Source organism: Paenibacillus sp. FSL R7-0331 (assembly GCF_000758645.1).
Taxonomy (GTDB): Bacteria; Bacillota; Bacilli; order Paenibacillales; family Paenibacillaceae; genus Paenibacillus_AQ; species Paenibacillus_AQ camerounensis.
The window spans coordinates 1,623,634-1,639,011 of sequence record NZ_CP009284.1 but is presented as its reverse complement, the minus strand read 5'-3'; the positions used below and the strand labels follow the sequence as shown (position 1 = coordinate 1,639,011).

At 43.1% G+C, this 15,378-nt stretch carries 15 protein-coding genes and 1 pseudogene; 6 read left to right on the top strand and 10 right to left on the bottom strand.

The window, feature by feature from the left end:
* Positions 1–16: 16 nt before the first annotated feature.
* The 5 genes from R70331_RS07040 to R70331_RS07020 all read right to left on the bottom strand — a co-directional run bounded on the left by R70331_RS07040 (position 17) and on the right by R70331_RS07020 (position 4,932).
* Positions 17–1,096 (bottom strand): alkene reductase, encoded by a 1,080-nt coding sequence (locus R70331_RS07040; RefSeq protein WP_042174046.1) that lies wholly within the window; start codon positions 1,094–1,096, stop codon positions 17–19.
* Between the two features lie 47 nt (positions 1,097–1,143).
* Positions 1,144–1,896 (bottom strand): SDR family NAD(P)-dependent oxidoreductase, encoded by a 753-nt coding sequence (locus R70331_RS07035; protein ID WP_042174045.1) that lies wholly within the window; start codon positions 1,894–1,896, stop codon positions 1,144–1,146.
* Positions 1,897–2,088: 192 nt separating this feature from the next.
* Complete coding sequence (locus R70331_RS07030) at positions 2,089–2,874, bottom strand: SDR family NAD(P)-dependent oxidoreductase (RefSeq protein ID WP_042174043.1); 786 nt, start codon at positions 2,872–2,874, stop codon at positions 2,089–2,091.
* Positions 2,875–2,979: 105 nt separating this feature from the next.
* Positions 2,980–3,825, bottom strand: a complete 846-nt coding sequence (locus R70331_RS07025; RefSeq protein ID WP_042174042.1) for an alpha/beta fold hydrolase — start codon at positions 3,823–3,825, stop codon at positions 2,980–2,982.
* A 105-nt stretch (positions 3,826–3,930) separates the two neighbouring features.
* Positions 3,931–4,932: an NADP-dependent oxidoreductase gene (locus R70331_RS07020; protein WP_042174040.1), complete on the bottom strand. Its 1,002-nt coding sequence runs from the start codon at positions 4,930–4,932 to the stop codon at positions 3,931–3,933.
* A 185-nt stretch (positions 4,933–5,117) separates the two neighbouring features.
* On the opposite strand from R70331_RS07020, the gene R70331_RS07015 reads away from it, so the two are divergent.
* A complete protein-coding gene (locus tag R70331_RS07015; RefSeq protein ID WP_042174038.1) occupies positions 5,118–5,666 on the top strand; it encodes a TetR/AcrR family transcriptional regulator in 549 nt (182 codons plus the stop codon).
* A 132-nt stretch (positions 5,667–5,798) separates the two neighbouring features.
* Here the strand turns inward: R70331_RS07015 and R70331_RS07010 are convergent, their stop codons facing one another.
* The 3 genes from R70331_RS07010 to R70331_RS07000 form a co-directional block, all read right to left on the bottom strand.
* A complete protein-coding gene (locus tag R70331_RS07010) occupies positions 5,799–7,451 on the bottom strand; it encodes an ABC1 kinase family protein (protein ID WP_231576489.1) in 1,653 nt (550 codons plus the stop codon).
* 19 nt (positions 7,452–7,470) lie between these two features.
* Complete coding sequence (locus R70331_RS07005) at positions 7,471–7,773, bottom strand: phasin family protein (RefSeq protein WP_042174034.1); 303 nt, start codon at positions 7,771–7,773, stop codon at positions 7,471–7,473.
* Positions 7,774–7,961: 188 nt separating this feature from the next.
* Positions 7,962–8,639 (bottom strand): LexA family transcriptional regulator, encoded by a 678-nt coding sequence (locus tag R70331_RS07000; RefSeq protein ID WP_042174032.1) that lies wholly within the window; start codon positions 8,637–8,639, stop codon positions 7,962–7,964.
* Positions 8,640–8,937: 298 nt separating this feature from the next.
* On the opposite strand from R70331_RS07000, the gene R70331_RS06995 reads away from it, so the two are divergent.
* From R70331_RS06995 to R70331_RS06980, 4 genes are all read left to right on the top strand, one after another.
* Entirely contained in the window at positions 8,938–11,019 is a 2,082-nt protein-coding gene (locus tag R70331_RS06995) for an MGDG synthase family glycosyltransferase (protein WP_052418957.1), read from the top strand.
* A gap of 42 nt (positions 11,020–11,061) precedes the next feature.
* The gene (locus tag R70331_RS06990) at positions 11,062–11,574 is read left to right on the top strand and encodes a hypothetical protein (RefSeq protein WP_042174030.1); all 513 of its coding nucleotides are present in this window, start codon (positions 11,062–11,064) and stop codon (positions 11,572–11,574) included.
* A gap of 79 nt (positions 11,575–11,653) precedes the next feature.
* The gene (locus R70331_RS06985; protein ID WP_042182301.1) at positions 11,654–12,229 is read left to right on the top strand and encodes a TetR/AcrR family transcriptional regulator; all 576 of its coding nucleotides are present in this window, start codon (positions 11,654–11,656) and stop codon (positions 12,227–12,229) included.
* Between the two features lie 92 nt (positions 12,230–12,321).
* Complete coding sequence (locus R70331_RS06980; protein WP_042174028.1) at positions 12,322–13,074, top strand: SDR family oxidoreductase; 753 nt, start codon at positions 12,322–12,324, stop codon at positions 13,072–13,074.
* Positions 13,075–13,360: 286 nt separating this feature from the next.
* Here R70331_RS06980 and R70331_RS06975 read toward each other — a convergent pair whose 3' ends face one another.
* Positions 13,361–14,158 (bottom strand): hypothetical protein, encoded by a 798-nt coding sequence (locus tag R70331_RS06975; RefSeq protein WP_042174025.1) that lies wholly within the window; start codon positions 14,156–14,158, stop codon positions 13,361–13,363.
* A 155-nt stretch (positions 14,159–14,313) separates the two neighbouring features.
* On the opposite strand from R70331_RS06975, the gene R70331_RS06970 reads away from it, so the two are divergent.
* The gene (locus tag R70331_RS06970; protein ID WP_042174023.1) at positions 14,314–14,871 is read left to right on the top strand and encodes a TetR/AcrR family transcriptional regulator; all 558 of its coding nucleotides are present in this window, start codon (positions 14,314–14,316) and stop codon (positions 14,869–14,871) included.
* A gap of 77 nt (positions 14,872–14,948) precedes the next feature.
* Here the strand turns inward: R70331_RS06970 and R70331_RS06965 are convergent.
* Positions 14,949–15,269, bottom strand: a pseudogene (locus tag R70331_RS06965) (sigma factor-like helix-turn-helix DNA-binding protein); the annotation flags it as partial.
* Positions 15,270–15,378: the final 109 nt, after the last annotated feature.

Below are 15,378 nucleotides of genomic sequence, written 5' to 3'. Positions count from 1 at the left end.
ATCATATAATCTATGCTTAGCCCTTCTGAGCTTCCAATTCTTTCAGCGTAGGATAATCTGTATAGCCCTTGCTGCCGATTCCGAAGAAGGTTGCCGGATCTGCTTCATTCAATGGAGCACCTGCTTTAAGCCGTTCTACGAAATCCGGATTAGCCAATGACCATACACCGACGGGTACGATATCAGCCAGACCCTTATCCAGATCGGTACTTAGCTCTTCCAGAGCACGTCCAGCCCGGTTAACCAGTAATGGGTTCTTCCAGAGGGTACGGATGTCTTGAAGCAATTCTTCGTTGCCGAGGTGCATAATATGCAGATACGCCAAGTTCAGTTTAGCTAATTCTTGCGTCAGGTAGCGGTAAAGCTCAGGACCCTGCTCCCCATCCTGAATCCCGCCAAGAGGTGTCCCCGGCGAAATACGGAAGCCCGTTCTGTCTGCTCCAATTTCTTGGACAATAGCTTTCGTGACTTCAATCGCGAAGCGTGCACGATTCGCGATTGAGCCTCCATACTCATCGGTCCGGGTATTCGAATTTTCTCCAATGAACTGGTTAATTAGATATCCATTAGCTCCGTGAATTTCAACACCATCCGCTCCTGCTGCAATAGCTGCCGCTGCTGCTTTACGGAAATCGGCAATAGTCGTTTGAATATCCTCATTGCTTAACTCACGCGGAACCGGGATGTCCTGCATTCCTGTAGCTGTAAACATCTGTGCACCGGGTGCGATTGCTGATGGAGCAACGGCTTGACGATGATGGGGTGTATTGTCAGGATGCGACATACGGCCGGCATGCATTAATTGGATGTAAATAGTTCCGCCTGCCTTATGCACTGCATCTGTAACCTTTTTCCACCCTTCAATATGCTGTTCAGTATAGATGCCTGGCGACCACAAGTACCCTTGGCCGTCATCGGATGGTTGTGCACCTTCTGTGATAAGGAGGCCCATCGATGCTCTTTGAGCATAATACAGGGAGCTTAATTCTCCCGGTGTACCATCTTCTTCTGCTCTGCTGCGTGTCATTGGTGCCATTGCCAAGCGATGCGGTAATTCCAGGTTTCCGATTTTCGTTGTACTCCATAATTTGTCCATTCTGATATTCTCCTCTTCAATAAAATATATATGGATCATTTATTTATTTAAAATTCCGAGATGATTGGATAGATTTGACCTCTCAGATTAAAGTCATAGTTCTGGTCTACAATCCCTACCACTTCATTGCTATCATGAAGTTCGACCATGAAACCCGCCATTTGTTTGGCAGTGTGGTACTTTGGCATGTTTGCTTTATAGTCAAAATCTTCGGCACCAATTGACTTCTTCACAAATTCAGTTTCGGTAATTGCCGGTGCCAGAACCTTAGCTTTTAATTTCGCACCCTTTAGCTCAAGTTCCTTTGCAAGCCCTTCGGTGAAGGCACTCACATAATATTTAGATGCAGAGTAAGCGACACTGCCGACAGCTATAGCATACCCAAGTGCGGAGGATACGTTAATTAACTGAGTTCCTTCTACATCAGCATAATCACGTGCATATAATGTAGAGAGAATGGTTAGGGTCTCAATGTTAACACGCAGCATCGTTTCAACCTTATCCAGGTTCTGATCCGCTACTAAAGAAGCTTCACCAAGCCCGGCATTGTTAATCCAAGTCTCAATCTGATACTCCTTTAGATTGTTATAGAGGGCATAAGCCTGTTTGGTGTCCGACAGATCACTAGTACGAATAACAACATTCAGATTAGGATTCACATTCAGAACCGCTGATTTAAGCTCTTCTAATTTTTCCAATCTTCTAGCTACAATAATAAGGTTTTTGCCGCGTGCAGCAAACGCCAATGCCGTTTCATATCCAATTCCTGAGCTTGCTCCTGTAATCACTGTGTAGTTCATATTATTCTCTCCCTTTTGAATGTAATGTCAGTTAATTTAAGAACGATCATTCTAATATGATCAAAAAACAGTTAGATCTAACCTGAACCCAGCATATCATTTCTAGAACGATCGGTAAAGTATTTTTTCGAAGAAACTCTCATTACCTGCTGTAACTAGCTTTTGCATTAAGTTGTCTGTATAGAAAATATGTTAATGCCCCGCTCTATTTTGAGTCATTCTTACTATGCGGGTTACCATTTTGCGTGGTAAGAATCGTGGAAATATCTTCATTAACCGGTTGCGAGCCCCAGGCATTATGAGTGTCTTGCCGTTTAAGAAACCTCGATACCCTTCCTCAGCTACCTGTCCAGCCTCCATAATAGCTCCACTCTGGAACAGCTTTGAAGCGCCCATACCCGAACGATCAACAAAGCCGGTTGATGTCAGTCCCGGACATAGTGCCGTCACAGTGACTCCCGTTCCGCTCAGCTCATTTTCAAGAGCCTCGGTGAACGACAGCACATACGCCTTCGTTGCATAGTACACGGACATCATAGGTCCCGGAAAAAAGGCCACCAATGAAGCAACATTCATCACGCCTCCCTGGCTCCGTTTGACCATATCCGGCACGAAGAGCTTCGTCATAATCGTTAGAGCCTTAATATTTACGTCAATCATATTCATCTCTTGCTCTAAATTCGTCTCCAAAAATGTCCCGTACAAACCGAACCCTGCATTATTGACAAGATAGTCGACAATGATGCCTCTTTCCTTAAGGTCCGTAAAAATCTCTTCCGGCACGCCGTGCGAAGCCACATCCTTGGCAATGATCGTCGATCGGGTATCATATTTGTCCTTATATTCCTTCGCAAGCTCCACAAGCTTACTTTCACTACGCGCCACCAGCACCAAATCATATCCATCTTTGGCGAAACGATCTGCTAATTCTTTACCAATACCGCCAGATACTCCGGTGATAAGTACCGTTTTTCTCATCTTTTAATTTCACCTCTATTTTTTAGTGTAATTCAGAAAAACTCATTTACGGGAACGAAAGCAAAGAGTTACGATCTTTGGATTGGGCATTATCATTATTCATTGTTAGTTGCCAAAAAAGGCTATGGCAGATTTCACAAATTTATCATGATTCTGAAAAATCCCGCCGTGACCGGAATCCTTATAAATAATGAGCTTGCTGTTTGGAATCCGTTGAGCCAAATCATAGGAGTTTGGTGTGGGTACCATTCTGTCATTGTCACCGTTAACTACAAGTGTAGGTTGCGTAATTCCTGACAAATCAGCAGGTTTTGCCATTCCCCATTCGTGGATGGCTTTAAGTTGTCTACGATATCCTTTGATACTAATCATCTTATCCCGCGCTTCTTTGCGTTCTTTAATACGTACCAAGAATTCTTTTGCTTTCTGTTTTCCATTATTTGTTCGTGTGAAGAATAAATAGGTTTTAATATCTCTCAACGTGAAGATGGCACGTATCAGATCACGATCAGAAAGCTTCGTAACATCTTCAATACCTTTACCACCACGCGGGCCAGTTCCTGACAACACAAGTTTACGAACAAGTCTTGGTTCGATGGCCAAGAGCTCTTGTGCAATCATACCACCCATCGAAAATGACAAAATATCGATTTGCTCAAATCCCATTGTATGAATGAACATCAACGCATCTTTTGCCATTTGTTCAATCGTATCTGGAACTTTCCCGCTAGAAAGTCCAACACCCTTATTATCAAATGTAATGACCCAATGTTTTTTGGCAATACCATCCACTACACGTGGGTCCCAGTTGTCCAGATTAGCAGATAAATGAGTGAAGAAGATAACAGGGATACCCGTTTTCTCTCCTAGTTCACGGTACGCGAAAAGGGTTCCATCAGCCGCCTTAATACTTAAATTTGGTGCTTCTACATATGAATGGTTAGCTGCCATATTTAGTTACCTCCATCTTCTACATTCAACAGAACTTTCCCTTGGCTATGCCCTGTCGCAATCTTAGCAATCGCGGCATTCACTTGCCTTCATGGGGAGCTCTCCTTAAAATTGGATAATAACCTTTCCTTTAGGATGACCTGCAGCAACAAGCTTTAGTGCTTCGTTAATATCTTCAATATGGAATACTGTAGGGTCCACCGCTGGTACAATCCCGTTATCTTCAATAATCTTCGTTATTTTCTGTAATTGTTCTCCATCACTGCGAACAAAAATGAAATGATATTGAATGTTCTTCTTTTTGGCTTTGTGATCATACTTGGCTCCAGCTATAGTGAAGAGCTTTTGTTTCCAACCTGACAAACCCATAGTCTCGGCGAAACGTTTGTTTGGACCGGTCCGCAGAGAAAGAAGGCGGCCGCCTGCTTTTATAATGGAAAGCTCATGATCAAATTCGCTGGGTCCCAACGTGTCCATCACATAATCTACATCACGAAGCTGTTCCCAATAGTTCTCTTTCGTGTAATCGATATATTGGTCTGCTCCAGCAGCCATAGTCCGTTCACGGGCATTTGGACTTCCGCTGACGATAACCTTAAGCCCCATACTCTTGGCAATCGGAATGGCCATTTGGCCGAATGATCCAGAGCCACCTGGGATAAACACGCTTTCCCCAGCTTTAGCAGCTAATTCTTCATGTAATCCTTGATAGGCAGTCAATCCTGTTAATGGCGCAGCAGCACCGGTCACAAAATCCAGATTAGCAGGTAAATGTGCGATGGCATCTGCACTAATGGCCGCGTATTCCGCAAAGGCACCGATTTTTTGCAGCGGCAGACGTGAATAAACGGCATCGCCAACTTTAAATTCTTGAACATTCTTACCGACCTTCTCAATAACACCTGTCAGCTCATTGCCAAGTACCAATGGGAAAGCATAATCCTGGATTAGCTTCACGCTCCCGGTCCCGATAAGTAGTTCTAAATGATTAACGGCCGCTGCCTTAACCTTGACCAAGACTTCGTTATCCCTAATGTCCGGGATTGGAATATCGTTGACTTCTACTTTGAACTTTTTTGAGTATTTGGTAATCTGTGCGGCTTTCATAATTAATGACCTCCTATGTGCTGAATATCAAGTAACATTTATTCAATTTTGTAACTCGCACAACAAGCATAATGCCACAGGTTACAAAAGTCAACAATTGTTACTTGATATTTTGTATGCTAAAATACAGGCAGGTGTATAAACGAATTTTCGGGATTTTTTGAAGAAGGAAGGTTGGTAGCACTGTGTCTAAAATCACACAAGAGCTCATTATTGAAACAGCGGAGGCATTAATTGAACGCACAGAAAAATCTGAAGTGACACTCTCACAAATTGCGGATGAATTAAGTATCACCCACGCAGCGCTTTATAAACACTTTAAGAATAAACAAGAGATCTGGGCAGCCGTGTCTAAGAGCTGGTTCAACCGGATGATCTCAGAACAAATTAACATAGACATGACTACTTTGGCATCGCGGCAGGAAATACTTCACGAATGGCTTTGGGCATTTGCTAACGCAAAAAAACGTGCCTACAACGAGAATCCCAAAATGTTCGCCTTGAATACGCAATATGTAGACAGCAATCCACTGGTATTACGTGACGTTCTCTGGGATTCCTACCAAATTATTGACGGTTTCATGGACTATCACGATCCCCACTTGGAACGGGCAGAGGCGATTCTCTCCGCGTTTGCGGTGTTTAGCCTCCCATCCTTTAAAGAATCCTGGAATTTCCCAGACTACCAGGACAGGTTCGAACGCATTTGGAATTTAATCAAACAGGGTCTTTGAATCCACATTCCTCCAGGTGGATTTAAAGACCCTGTGTTACAAAGAGGATTGTGAAGGTCACACATCTGCCCAACTCCCATTTGCAAACGACTTCAAACTACACAAGAGACAAAAAACTAATGTTGATGTGATTTAGAAGCGGCCCGAACGAAAGATAGCATACAATAGCCAGGTGAACATCAACAGTGAGATCACGATTCCGATTTCCAGCATCGGAAGCCGCCAGAGTATCGTTTGCGCCCCGCTGATGGAAGAACCTATAATCAATCCAAGCAGCACCAGGCTAAGTGCAAGCATCACAATACTGAAGGACATCTGATTGCTTATCCGGTCCAGTTTCTTCACCAGTTGCTCAAGCTGTGGAGAAACCACCTCCACTTGTATCTTTCCCTTGTTCAGCATTACAGTTAAGCGTTTCATGGTTCCAGGCAGTTCACTCACAATCTGCAGGTATTCCGGGATATCTTCGAACATATTTTCCAGAAAGCTCCAGGGGTTCAGGCGTTCCATATACAACTTTCTCCCTATCGGTTCTGCGACATGTAACATACTGAAGTCCGGATCAAGCTCAGCAACAACACCTTCTGTAGTGAGAATGGATTTCCCAACCATGGTCAACTCGGAAGGAACACGAATTCCATGCTTATACGCCACACCAAACAAATCATTAAGCATATCTCCCAGACGCACTTCTTTAAGGGGAACATCGTAGTATTTAGTGCGCATCTCCTCTACATCCATATACAGCTTTTTCCGGTCCACTTCCTCAGGGATCATGCCCAGATGCTCAATGGCGCGCATCACTCCCTTGGAGCTTCTGTTCCGTAAAGCAATAATAAAGGTGGCAAAATGCTTTTGTGTATGTGCGGATAACCTTCCCACCATCCCGAAATCCAAAAGCGCAATCTCTTCCCCGGGGAGAACCAGAATATTTCCAGGATGGGGGTCGGCATGAAACACACCGTCAACGAGTATTTGCTGAAAAATAGTACCTGCAATCCGTTCAGCCACTACACTTGTCCGTATGCCCTGCTCCTTGAGCTGCTCTAAATTCGATAGTCGTATACCTTGGATAAATTCCATGGTTAATACCCTTTGGCTGGAATACGGCCGGTAAACGGCCGGAATACGCACATAATTTATATCATCTGCCGCACGGGCAAAGCGTTCCAGATGAGCAGCCTCCTGCCTGTAATCAAGTTCAGCAAGCAGACACTGGCTCAGTTCCTCCACCACCTCGGTCAGGCTGTAGCTGGCCGACCAGTTCCCCCGGCGGTCTGCCAACCGCGCCAGACCAGCCAAAATATCCAGATCTGTTTCAACGAGTGTGGCCAGCTGTGGCCGCTGAATTTTAACCGCTACTTCCTTGCCATCATTCAAAACAGCGCGATGAACCTGCCCGATCGAGGCGGAAGCCATCGGTAATGACTCAAACGTTCGAAAGAGCTGCGATATGGGGGCCCCTAATTCTTCTTCAATCACTCTGGATACATCGGCAAACGGAAACGGAGGTACTGCATCCTGAAGCTTGACTAACTCCTTCAAAACGGACTGTGGAACCAGATCCGGCCGGGTGCTTGCCAGCTGTCCCAGTTTAATGAACGTAGTGCCCAGTTCTTCCAGGAGCAAGCGAATATGCTTGCCCGCGCTGGGCCAATCCATTGCATTATTAGCGGCAACCGCGGCCTCTCCGCTGTTACTATCGACCAAAAATCCGAATCCGCTACGGACAAGAATAGAAGTGATCGTCCGGTAACGCTGCAATTGTCTGAACTTTTTTTGCACCCCCAATCCCGCACCTCCGTTAGTTGTTTATATCTTTATTTTGCTCAAGTGCAAGCACACGAAGCTTTAGCTGCTCGAGCTCCCCCAAGACTGCCAGGTGATGTTCCGATAATATCTCCTGAACCCGTTCGGTAATCCGCGTTTCCATTCGGTGCTCTTCTTCTTCCTTGCGATGGATAAGCTTATCTGCAAGTGCCTGGGCCTCCAGACGTCCCACCTCTCCTTTTTTGACCAATTCACTCACCGTTAGTTCAATTTGCTCCTTACCCGCAGCCGCAATGCCAATCCCCAGCATCATCGCTTTTTCCAGCGTTGTTTTCATTCGTTTTCAGCTCCTTTAATATGATTATTTACTTTGCCATACGAATCTGATACTTAAGCTCTTCCTAGAAAACTCATATTAACATTGAAACGGACAGCAGGCTGGTAATAAAACTCCTCATAGTGGTTCACAACCAACCCCCCTCAAAAACATAAAAGACCCAAAAACTCCGAAAGGCAGAAGCTTTGTCAAGCTAAAGCTTCGTGCAGCATAACTGACAATAGTCGTCTGTCCTGACTTGACAGCTGGTCCATGGTGCGGAGAAATTCCGATACCAGTTCTGTAAATTCGTTCCCAAGCTCGTCATTGATGGTCTGAATAATGGTGCCGAGAACCGTCCCCACAAACATCAGAGTTCCATTCTCGCTGTTCGGTGTTTTACTTACCACCAAACGAATCAACGTTTCAGTTTTACCGCCAAGCTTCTTTACATAGACAAGCAGCAATCCGAGAATATAGCCGCAAAACTCAATGCTGGATGCCTTTGAAGGAATTTCGTTCATCATATTACGGATTAGGTCATTAACATTGCCGTTCTTTACACTCTTTAGCAGATTGTGAATATGGACCCTCGTCTGCTCCCAGTCCGCCTGATTAATGGAATCACTCCGGTTCTGCTTAAACAGATCGGACGCCTTGACAGTAGGAGAAAATACTACCTGTGATCGTCCAGTTTCCTTTGAGTTCACTTCATAGCTACGAGTCACAAACCCGAGCTTTTCTATTTCCTTCAGCATGTCATAGGCAGTCCATTTACTGACTCCCAATGAACGGGCCAGCGTCTCATAGTGAATAGGCAAGCTGGTGCGTTGATACAATTCAACCAGTTGCCCCAACAGCTGTAACCGTCGTTTCGTAAGTGGCATGAATACACCTCAAAAGTTATTGTTTTTTGGTTTTTTGTGTGTTTTAATATTACCACTCACTTCCTTCTCTCGTCAATCTGAGACTAAGTACAATTGTGTTTTTTGGTTTTTTGTGGTTAAATGGTACTGCCTTTGAATTTAGCATTCTACCTTTCCTAAACATTGTAAATAAGTGGAGCACGCTCTGTTTTTGGGTCTTTTGTGTTTTTCCAAACAGATAACCAAGATTCCAAAAGATTCGGGATGTCCATCCTGCTAATGGCTGTGCTGTGTTCAAATAATTTTAAGGAGTGGAACAATGAAAATCATTTTGTTTTATTCATCCATCGGACAGGGACATATAAGTACTGCACGCTCTATTGAAAATGAAATCCGCAAGCATGATCCGCATGCTATCGTACTACAAAAAGATATCCGCGAATTTATGGCACCTGTCGAACGAGTAGTCGACGAAAAACTATATTGGTTTGTTGCCAAAAACTTTCCAGCTCTATTTGATAGCTTGTTTCAAACCAGGCAGGAACAAGGCAATAGCGTCCGTTCACTATCAAATTTGCGGAATGAATATCCAGAACAAAAAATACATGAATATCTGTTAACAGAGAATCCTGATTCAATTCTGACTACACACTACGGAGCTGCACAGGTATTGGGAAATCTCCGAGAAAAGGGTTTGCTCCCTGATGTTAAGATTGGTTGGCTTCATACTGATTATTTCGAGGGATATTTCCCTCGAATCTCTAAACGGATTGACCGAACTTTCCTGGCCCATCCTTCGCTGGAGACTCGTTGGCTGAGTGCCGGAGTGTTCCCGGATTTGATTGAAACTTCGGGTATGCCTGTGGACATCACTTGGAATAAACCGGGTAATTCAAAAGAATGTTTAAACGCTATTGGTTGTTCCCCAGATGTAACGACAATTACAATAGCCAGCGGTAAAGAAGGCATTGGTGACTTCCCCGGTATTGTTATGAGCCTTGCAAATGCAGCAGAAGAACATATTCAAATAATCGCAGTGTGTGGCCGTAACAAAAAACAATTTAAGGCTCTACAAAAAATTCAACATACCCTGCCAAAAAATATTAAGCTAGAAATTTTGGGGTTCATTCCTCAAGGTGACCTGATTTCTTTCATTCAAGCTTCTGATCTATTCATCACTAAAGCCGGGGGATTGTCTCCAACAGAGGCTTTTCAATTGGGAAAACCGACTGTTTTACTGAATGTGATAAGTGGACATGAAAGGGAGAACGCAGAGTTATTCTCGAAGCTGGGGCTTGCCGAGTTGAATTCAAATGTCAAACATATAGGAGTTCAGGTGCAAAAGCTTCTATCAGATCAGGAAAAGCAAAATACCATGTTGGCGGCACAGCAAAAATTCCGGGAAAACAACGATATTAGTAAAATAACATACTTTCTTCTTGATCCCGAAGTTAAGGCTCGGTATACGCCGCCAGAATTCGGATTGGAAAACGGCCATTCAGCAAGCAATGTTAATAATGCTCTTGCAAAACTTGAAACCGATGCTCAAGCCGATATGGAAATTTTACTTTCGTATTCGACTTCAAAAAATGACGAGCGGATCGCTAGAGAAAATCCATTCGGTCACATCGCAATTCGCATTGGGGATACTGTATACAGTTCGAATCACAAGGCATACCCGGAACAAGAGTTTTTGCTCCAGCACTTGAGTTTAGCGAATTATTTATTTGGTGTTCTACCTCCATCTTGCCATCAAGAGCATACAAGCACTTATGGAATGGCATATGCACGGGATACTCTAGGTTTTCGAATCAAGGGTATTTCAGAGAAATCACTTCAAAGCATGCACGATGAGGCAGCAAAGATTGAAGAAGAGTTTCGTTTGGGAATATGTAAATATGATGTTTATAAATACAACTGTGCAGATTTTGTTGTTCGTATTCTTCAGAAAGGTGGTTATGAACTCAAACCAATAAATGGAATAGGGTCTATATTTACCATGCCGCTGGACGTCTTCGAAAAAGTACGTACAGCTTTCGAAGGAGACCCTTCATTTATCACGGAGATGATAGCTTATAGACGGCTGCCAGGCTCGAATGCTGCCTATCGCTTCTCACATTTTCCTCTTTCCTCGGGTCAACCAGGCAGAGCCCTGGCACAAGTCTTATTGAATTTTTCTCCCGATAAGCTTGAATCAATGATTAGTAAGCAACTTACAAGTTACATTGGAGATGACCGGATATATTATGAGACCTTAAGTGGCCGTCTGCCGAAATCTACGTTTGTCGGTTTTGGGCGTTCTCGAAATAACTTATATAGAATTGATAGAATTCTTATTAAAGATGCAAAGCGGTTGCATTTAAGTTTTATCAAGTCATTGAGAATTTTCCATTCCCATTAAGCTTGCAGGCGCCATGGAATAAACATCTTAGGGAGTGATGCAATGAGTGAGATAATAACACTTCAGGTTAAGGAGTCCGACACAAAGAATGCAGGTTACAGTATTGTCCGAGTAGACCATGCTGATATGGAACGTCTGGGATGCAGCAACGATGATATTGTTCAACTGGAAGGCAAACGAAAGGCCCTCGCTCGAGTGATTGCAGAACAGAAGAATAGTGAGCAAGGCTTTGTTCAAATTGACAACGCTGTAAGGGAAAATGCGGGCATTACTGCAGGCGACCGGGTAAATATCTGCAAAGCGGTCTATACTCATGCTCTGAAGGTCACCGTTATGCCTCATGCCAGCACAAAAAGGCTGCTTCAAACGCAGCCTCTCCAAACAAAATACTTATCGGGTTTATTGGGAAAAGTGCTACGAAAAGAACTGCAAAAAAGCGGTGAAGATATTCGCAAGTATCAGCAATTAGTTGAAGATATACCTGCTCTTCGGCCGTCTTTTGAACTTTCAAGTTATAGATACCACTGCTGCGGGCTGCAGACCAATTTGAATTAATTCTTTACCGAACGTTCTCAATATGTTAATATGAATGTGCGGACAGACGGCAAGGCAGCAAAAGGGCGTGAGAATGATCATGGCGAGAAGCAAAGAGTTTGAAATCAACACGGTATTAGACAAGGCAGTGGACTTATTCTGGCGTCAAGGCTACGAAAAAACCTCCGTACAGGAGCTTGTCGACGGCATGGGTATTCACAGAAGAAGCTTGTATGATACGTTCGGAGACAAGCATCAGTTATTTATGGATGTCTTGAACCGATATCATTCGACTTTGAATTCAAATATTACGAATCGCATTCATCACTCAAGCTCTGCTAAAGAGGCCATCAGGCAATTGTTTAAAATGGTAGTCAGTTGTGCAGAGAATCAACCCAAGGGCTGTTTAACAGTAAATGCGGCCGTTGAATTGTCACTGCTCGATCCGGAAGTGGCAGTTAAAATTCATGAACAGTTTTTTGCTTCAGAGCAATTGTTGTATGATTTGCTGGTGAGCGGTCAGCAAACGGGAGAATTCCCCGAACATTATGATGCTGCGAGCCTTTCCCTCTATCTGCATAATGCTTGGGTAGGATTGCGTGTAATGATTAAAACGACAGAAGACAAAGAAAAGCTGGAAAGCATTATTAACACAACTTTAGCAGTGCTGGATTAATTTTTTTTAACAATTTTAGAATGATCGTTCTCTTTTTAAATCGAGAACAGTCAAAGGGCTGTATACAATAAATCTTAAAGGAGAATTTAACAATGACTAAAAACCTGGACGGTAAAGTTGCTTTTATAACTGGAGGAAATCGCGGCATTGGATTGGAAACGGCACGTCAATTAGGTAAGCTTGGCGCCACTGTCGTTATTGGGTCACGCGATTTGGAGAAAGGGAAAGCTGCTGCGGATACACTTCGTTCGGAGGGAATCCAAGCGGAGAGTATTAAATTGGACGTCAATCTAGCCGAAGACCTTCAAGCTGCCTACAACTTCTTTGAACGGCAGTACGGTAAGCTTGATATGTTGATTAATAATGCTGGGATACAGATAGAGATTGAGGATCTTGCACCCGTTAATGAAACAAGTACCGTTTCGCAGGCCGTTATACGTGAAACCTTCGATGCCAATTTCTTCAGCATGGTTGAATTAACTCAGCTACTGCTGCCATTGATTCGTAAAGCTCCAGCCGGAAGAATTGTTAATGTATCCAGTGCGCTTGGATCGAATACCCTCCATTCCAATCCCGCTGCTCCAATTTACGATGTCAAGCTTCTAGCCTACGATGCCTCGAAAGCGGCAATGAATACCTTTACGACCCATCTTGCACATGAGCTGAAGGATACACCAATCAAGGTGAATTCTGCTTACCCTGGTTGGGTGAAGACTCCACTGGGCGGAAAATACGCTGATATGGATCTTGAAGATGGCGGTAAGACAAGCGTAATGCTTGCCACGTTGCCTTCGGACGGACCGACAGGCAAGTTCTATCATATGGACTCGGAGCTGCCTTGGTAAAACGATAGTTAATAGAAAAACGTGTAAATTCGGCGAGCGTTTTCCCAAGATAATGGGAGAGCGCTCGCTTTATCGTTGTTAACCAGCACACTAACACGACCGACAATTGAGATAACCAATGCGGCAGTGACACTGCCGCTTCTATATTTACCACCACCCGCTGGATAAAAAGGAGAATAAACGTCCAATTAATGCCACGATCGTTGCATCCCTTCCTCTACAAAACTTGCTGCCATATTTATGCTAGGTTTGCGAACGAGCGGTCATGGATGTTTATTTAGGTCATTCACCAAACTGTCTTTGTCCCATCATCCAGCAACTTAGGCTTCTGTGGCAGCTTTCGTAGGATCCATATATTTCTGATGGCAAAACCAATACTTACAACACCAATAATGTAAAACCAAGGGTTATTAGCTACCGAAAAATAATCACTAGTTAATGCCCACATATTCATTGGAATAAATGAATTGATCGTACCAATTAGTATTACAATTGCCAGCTTGTACGAGGCGCCAATTTGTGTTTTTCTTTTAGCCCAATAAAATCCTGGTATAATGGCGATCAAAATATTCGTAAAAATAAACCATTTAAACATGTACGGATCATGCATAAAGACTCTAAATAAGTTCACTACTCCAATAAAGATTATGATCTGGCTTATTACTTTAACCCAAGCTTGTTTTATTGTAACCGGAGCGTCATACAAGTGGCCCCAAATTTCTTGCCGTTCAACATAAATGCTTTTGTAGAGATTATAAACCTCAAATAAATTCCAAACGACAAGTGCGATTGATGCAACTGTAAAAAACCAAAACCCTCCAGATGCTTTTGCAGCTAAAGCGAAAGCAATTGCGCCCATTGAATCATGTGCAAAGTAGAATGTATGCATCCAGACAGGATACGGCGCACTTTTTTCTCTCCTCACTAACATAAAGCTGTACACGTATTCCATATAACCTATAAAAAATGTAAGAGCCGCTATCCCCAATAATAAAGCAAACTGAGGGTTTTCCCGACTGAATGCAGTTGTAAAATCCTGCATTGTTAAATCTCCCGGGTAAGCTGAAAATAATTTTTCAAACATAACTAGGTTTCCCCCTTCATAATTCCCCACTATTTGATTATTCCTCACATGTCAATTATAATAATGTGAATGACTTCATACAATTGCCAAAAAAAGCATTATCGAGGACTATTCCCCAAAAAGCAATACAATGTAGATTAAAATAGGAGGGTATTATGAAAAAAGTAGACCGAAGAGTTATTAGGACCAAAAATTCTATTCGAACTGCCTTTCTTGAACTGATTCAAAGTAGAGATTTTGAACTAATCACAGTTACTGATTTAGCCATAACGGCTGATATTGACCGAAAAACATTTTATCTTCATTACAACTCATTAATTGATGTCTTGCAGGAGTTCCAGAATCAGTTAGCTGAAAAAGTATCATCTTTGCTAAAAAATAATCAGGATTTTAACATTGACTCCTTCTTTCAAGGTCTCAATACAATAATGATGGAGGATATAGGCTTATACCGGCATATCTCTAAATCAACTTCATACGCTTTTCTTAAATCTGAATGCAAGGATATACTAAAGAATACATTAAAAAATTCGTTCTATGACCAAACCGTTATGTCACCTCAAATGTTTAATGTGTACTCTGAATATATCGCATCCGGAATCATAGGTATCTACACTGACTGGCTTAGCTCTAGCTCAAAAATGCCACTTGAAGAACTTACAGAAACAGCAAAGGATGTTCTGTTATCAGGGTGGGAGAAGATAGTCAACTAATCGACCCGGATTCTCAGATTGTCTATTGTAGTCTGAGTCTCCTTTATATATTATCCGCAGACAAGCCGCTTCAAAAGTTACCGCTTCGCCTTAAAGAACTCATGAAACAGCTTCATCAGCCCCCTTTTCTCAATCTGCGACACATAACTCCGCGAGATCCCTAAGTCCTTCGCAATCTCCCGCTGCGTCCGCTCTTCTCCGCCGGCGTCCAAACCAAACCGCCCTACCACGACTTCCTTCTCCCTCTCATCGAGAATATCAAGACGAGCCGCGAACGCAGCAAGCTTAGTACCTTTGTTCGGGCGGCAGCTCTCAATGGCTTTGATCAGTCCTATCGTGCCGATGGAGATCAGATCCTCCATGTCTTCGCCTGTGTTGTCGAATTTTTTGAAATTGTGAACACGATGCGATGTCAAAAAATAAACCAATTGCGATCGTTTCCGATTCGAATTGGTTATTTTTACGTTTTGTAATTAATTTGTAATTGTCTATCGGTTTAATTTGCCC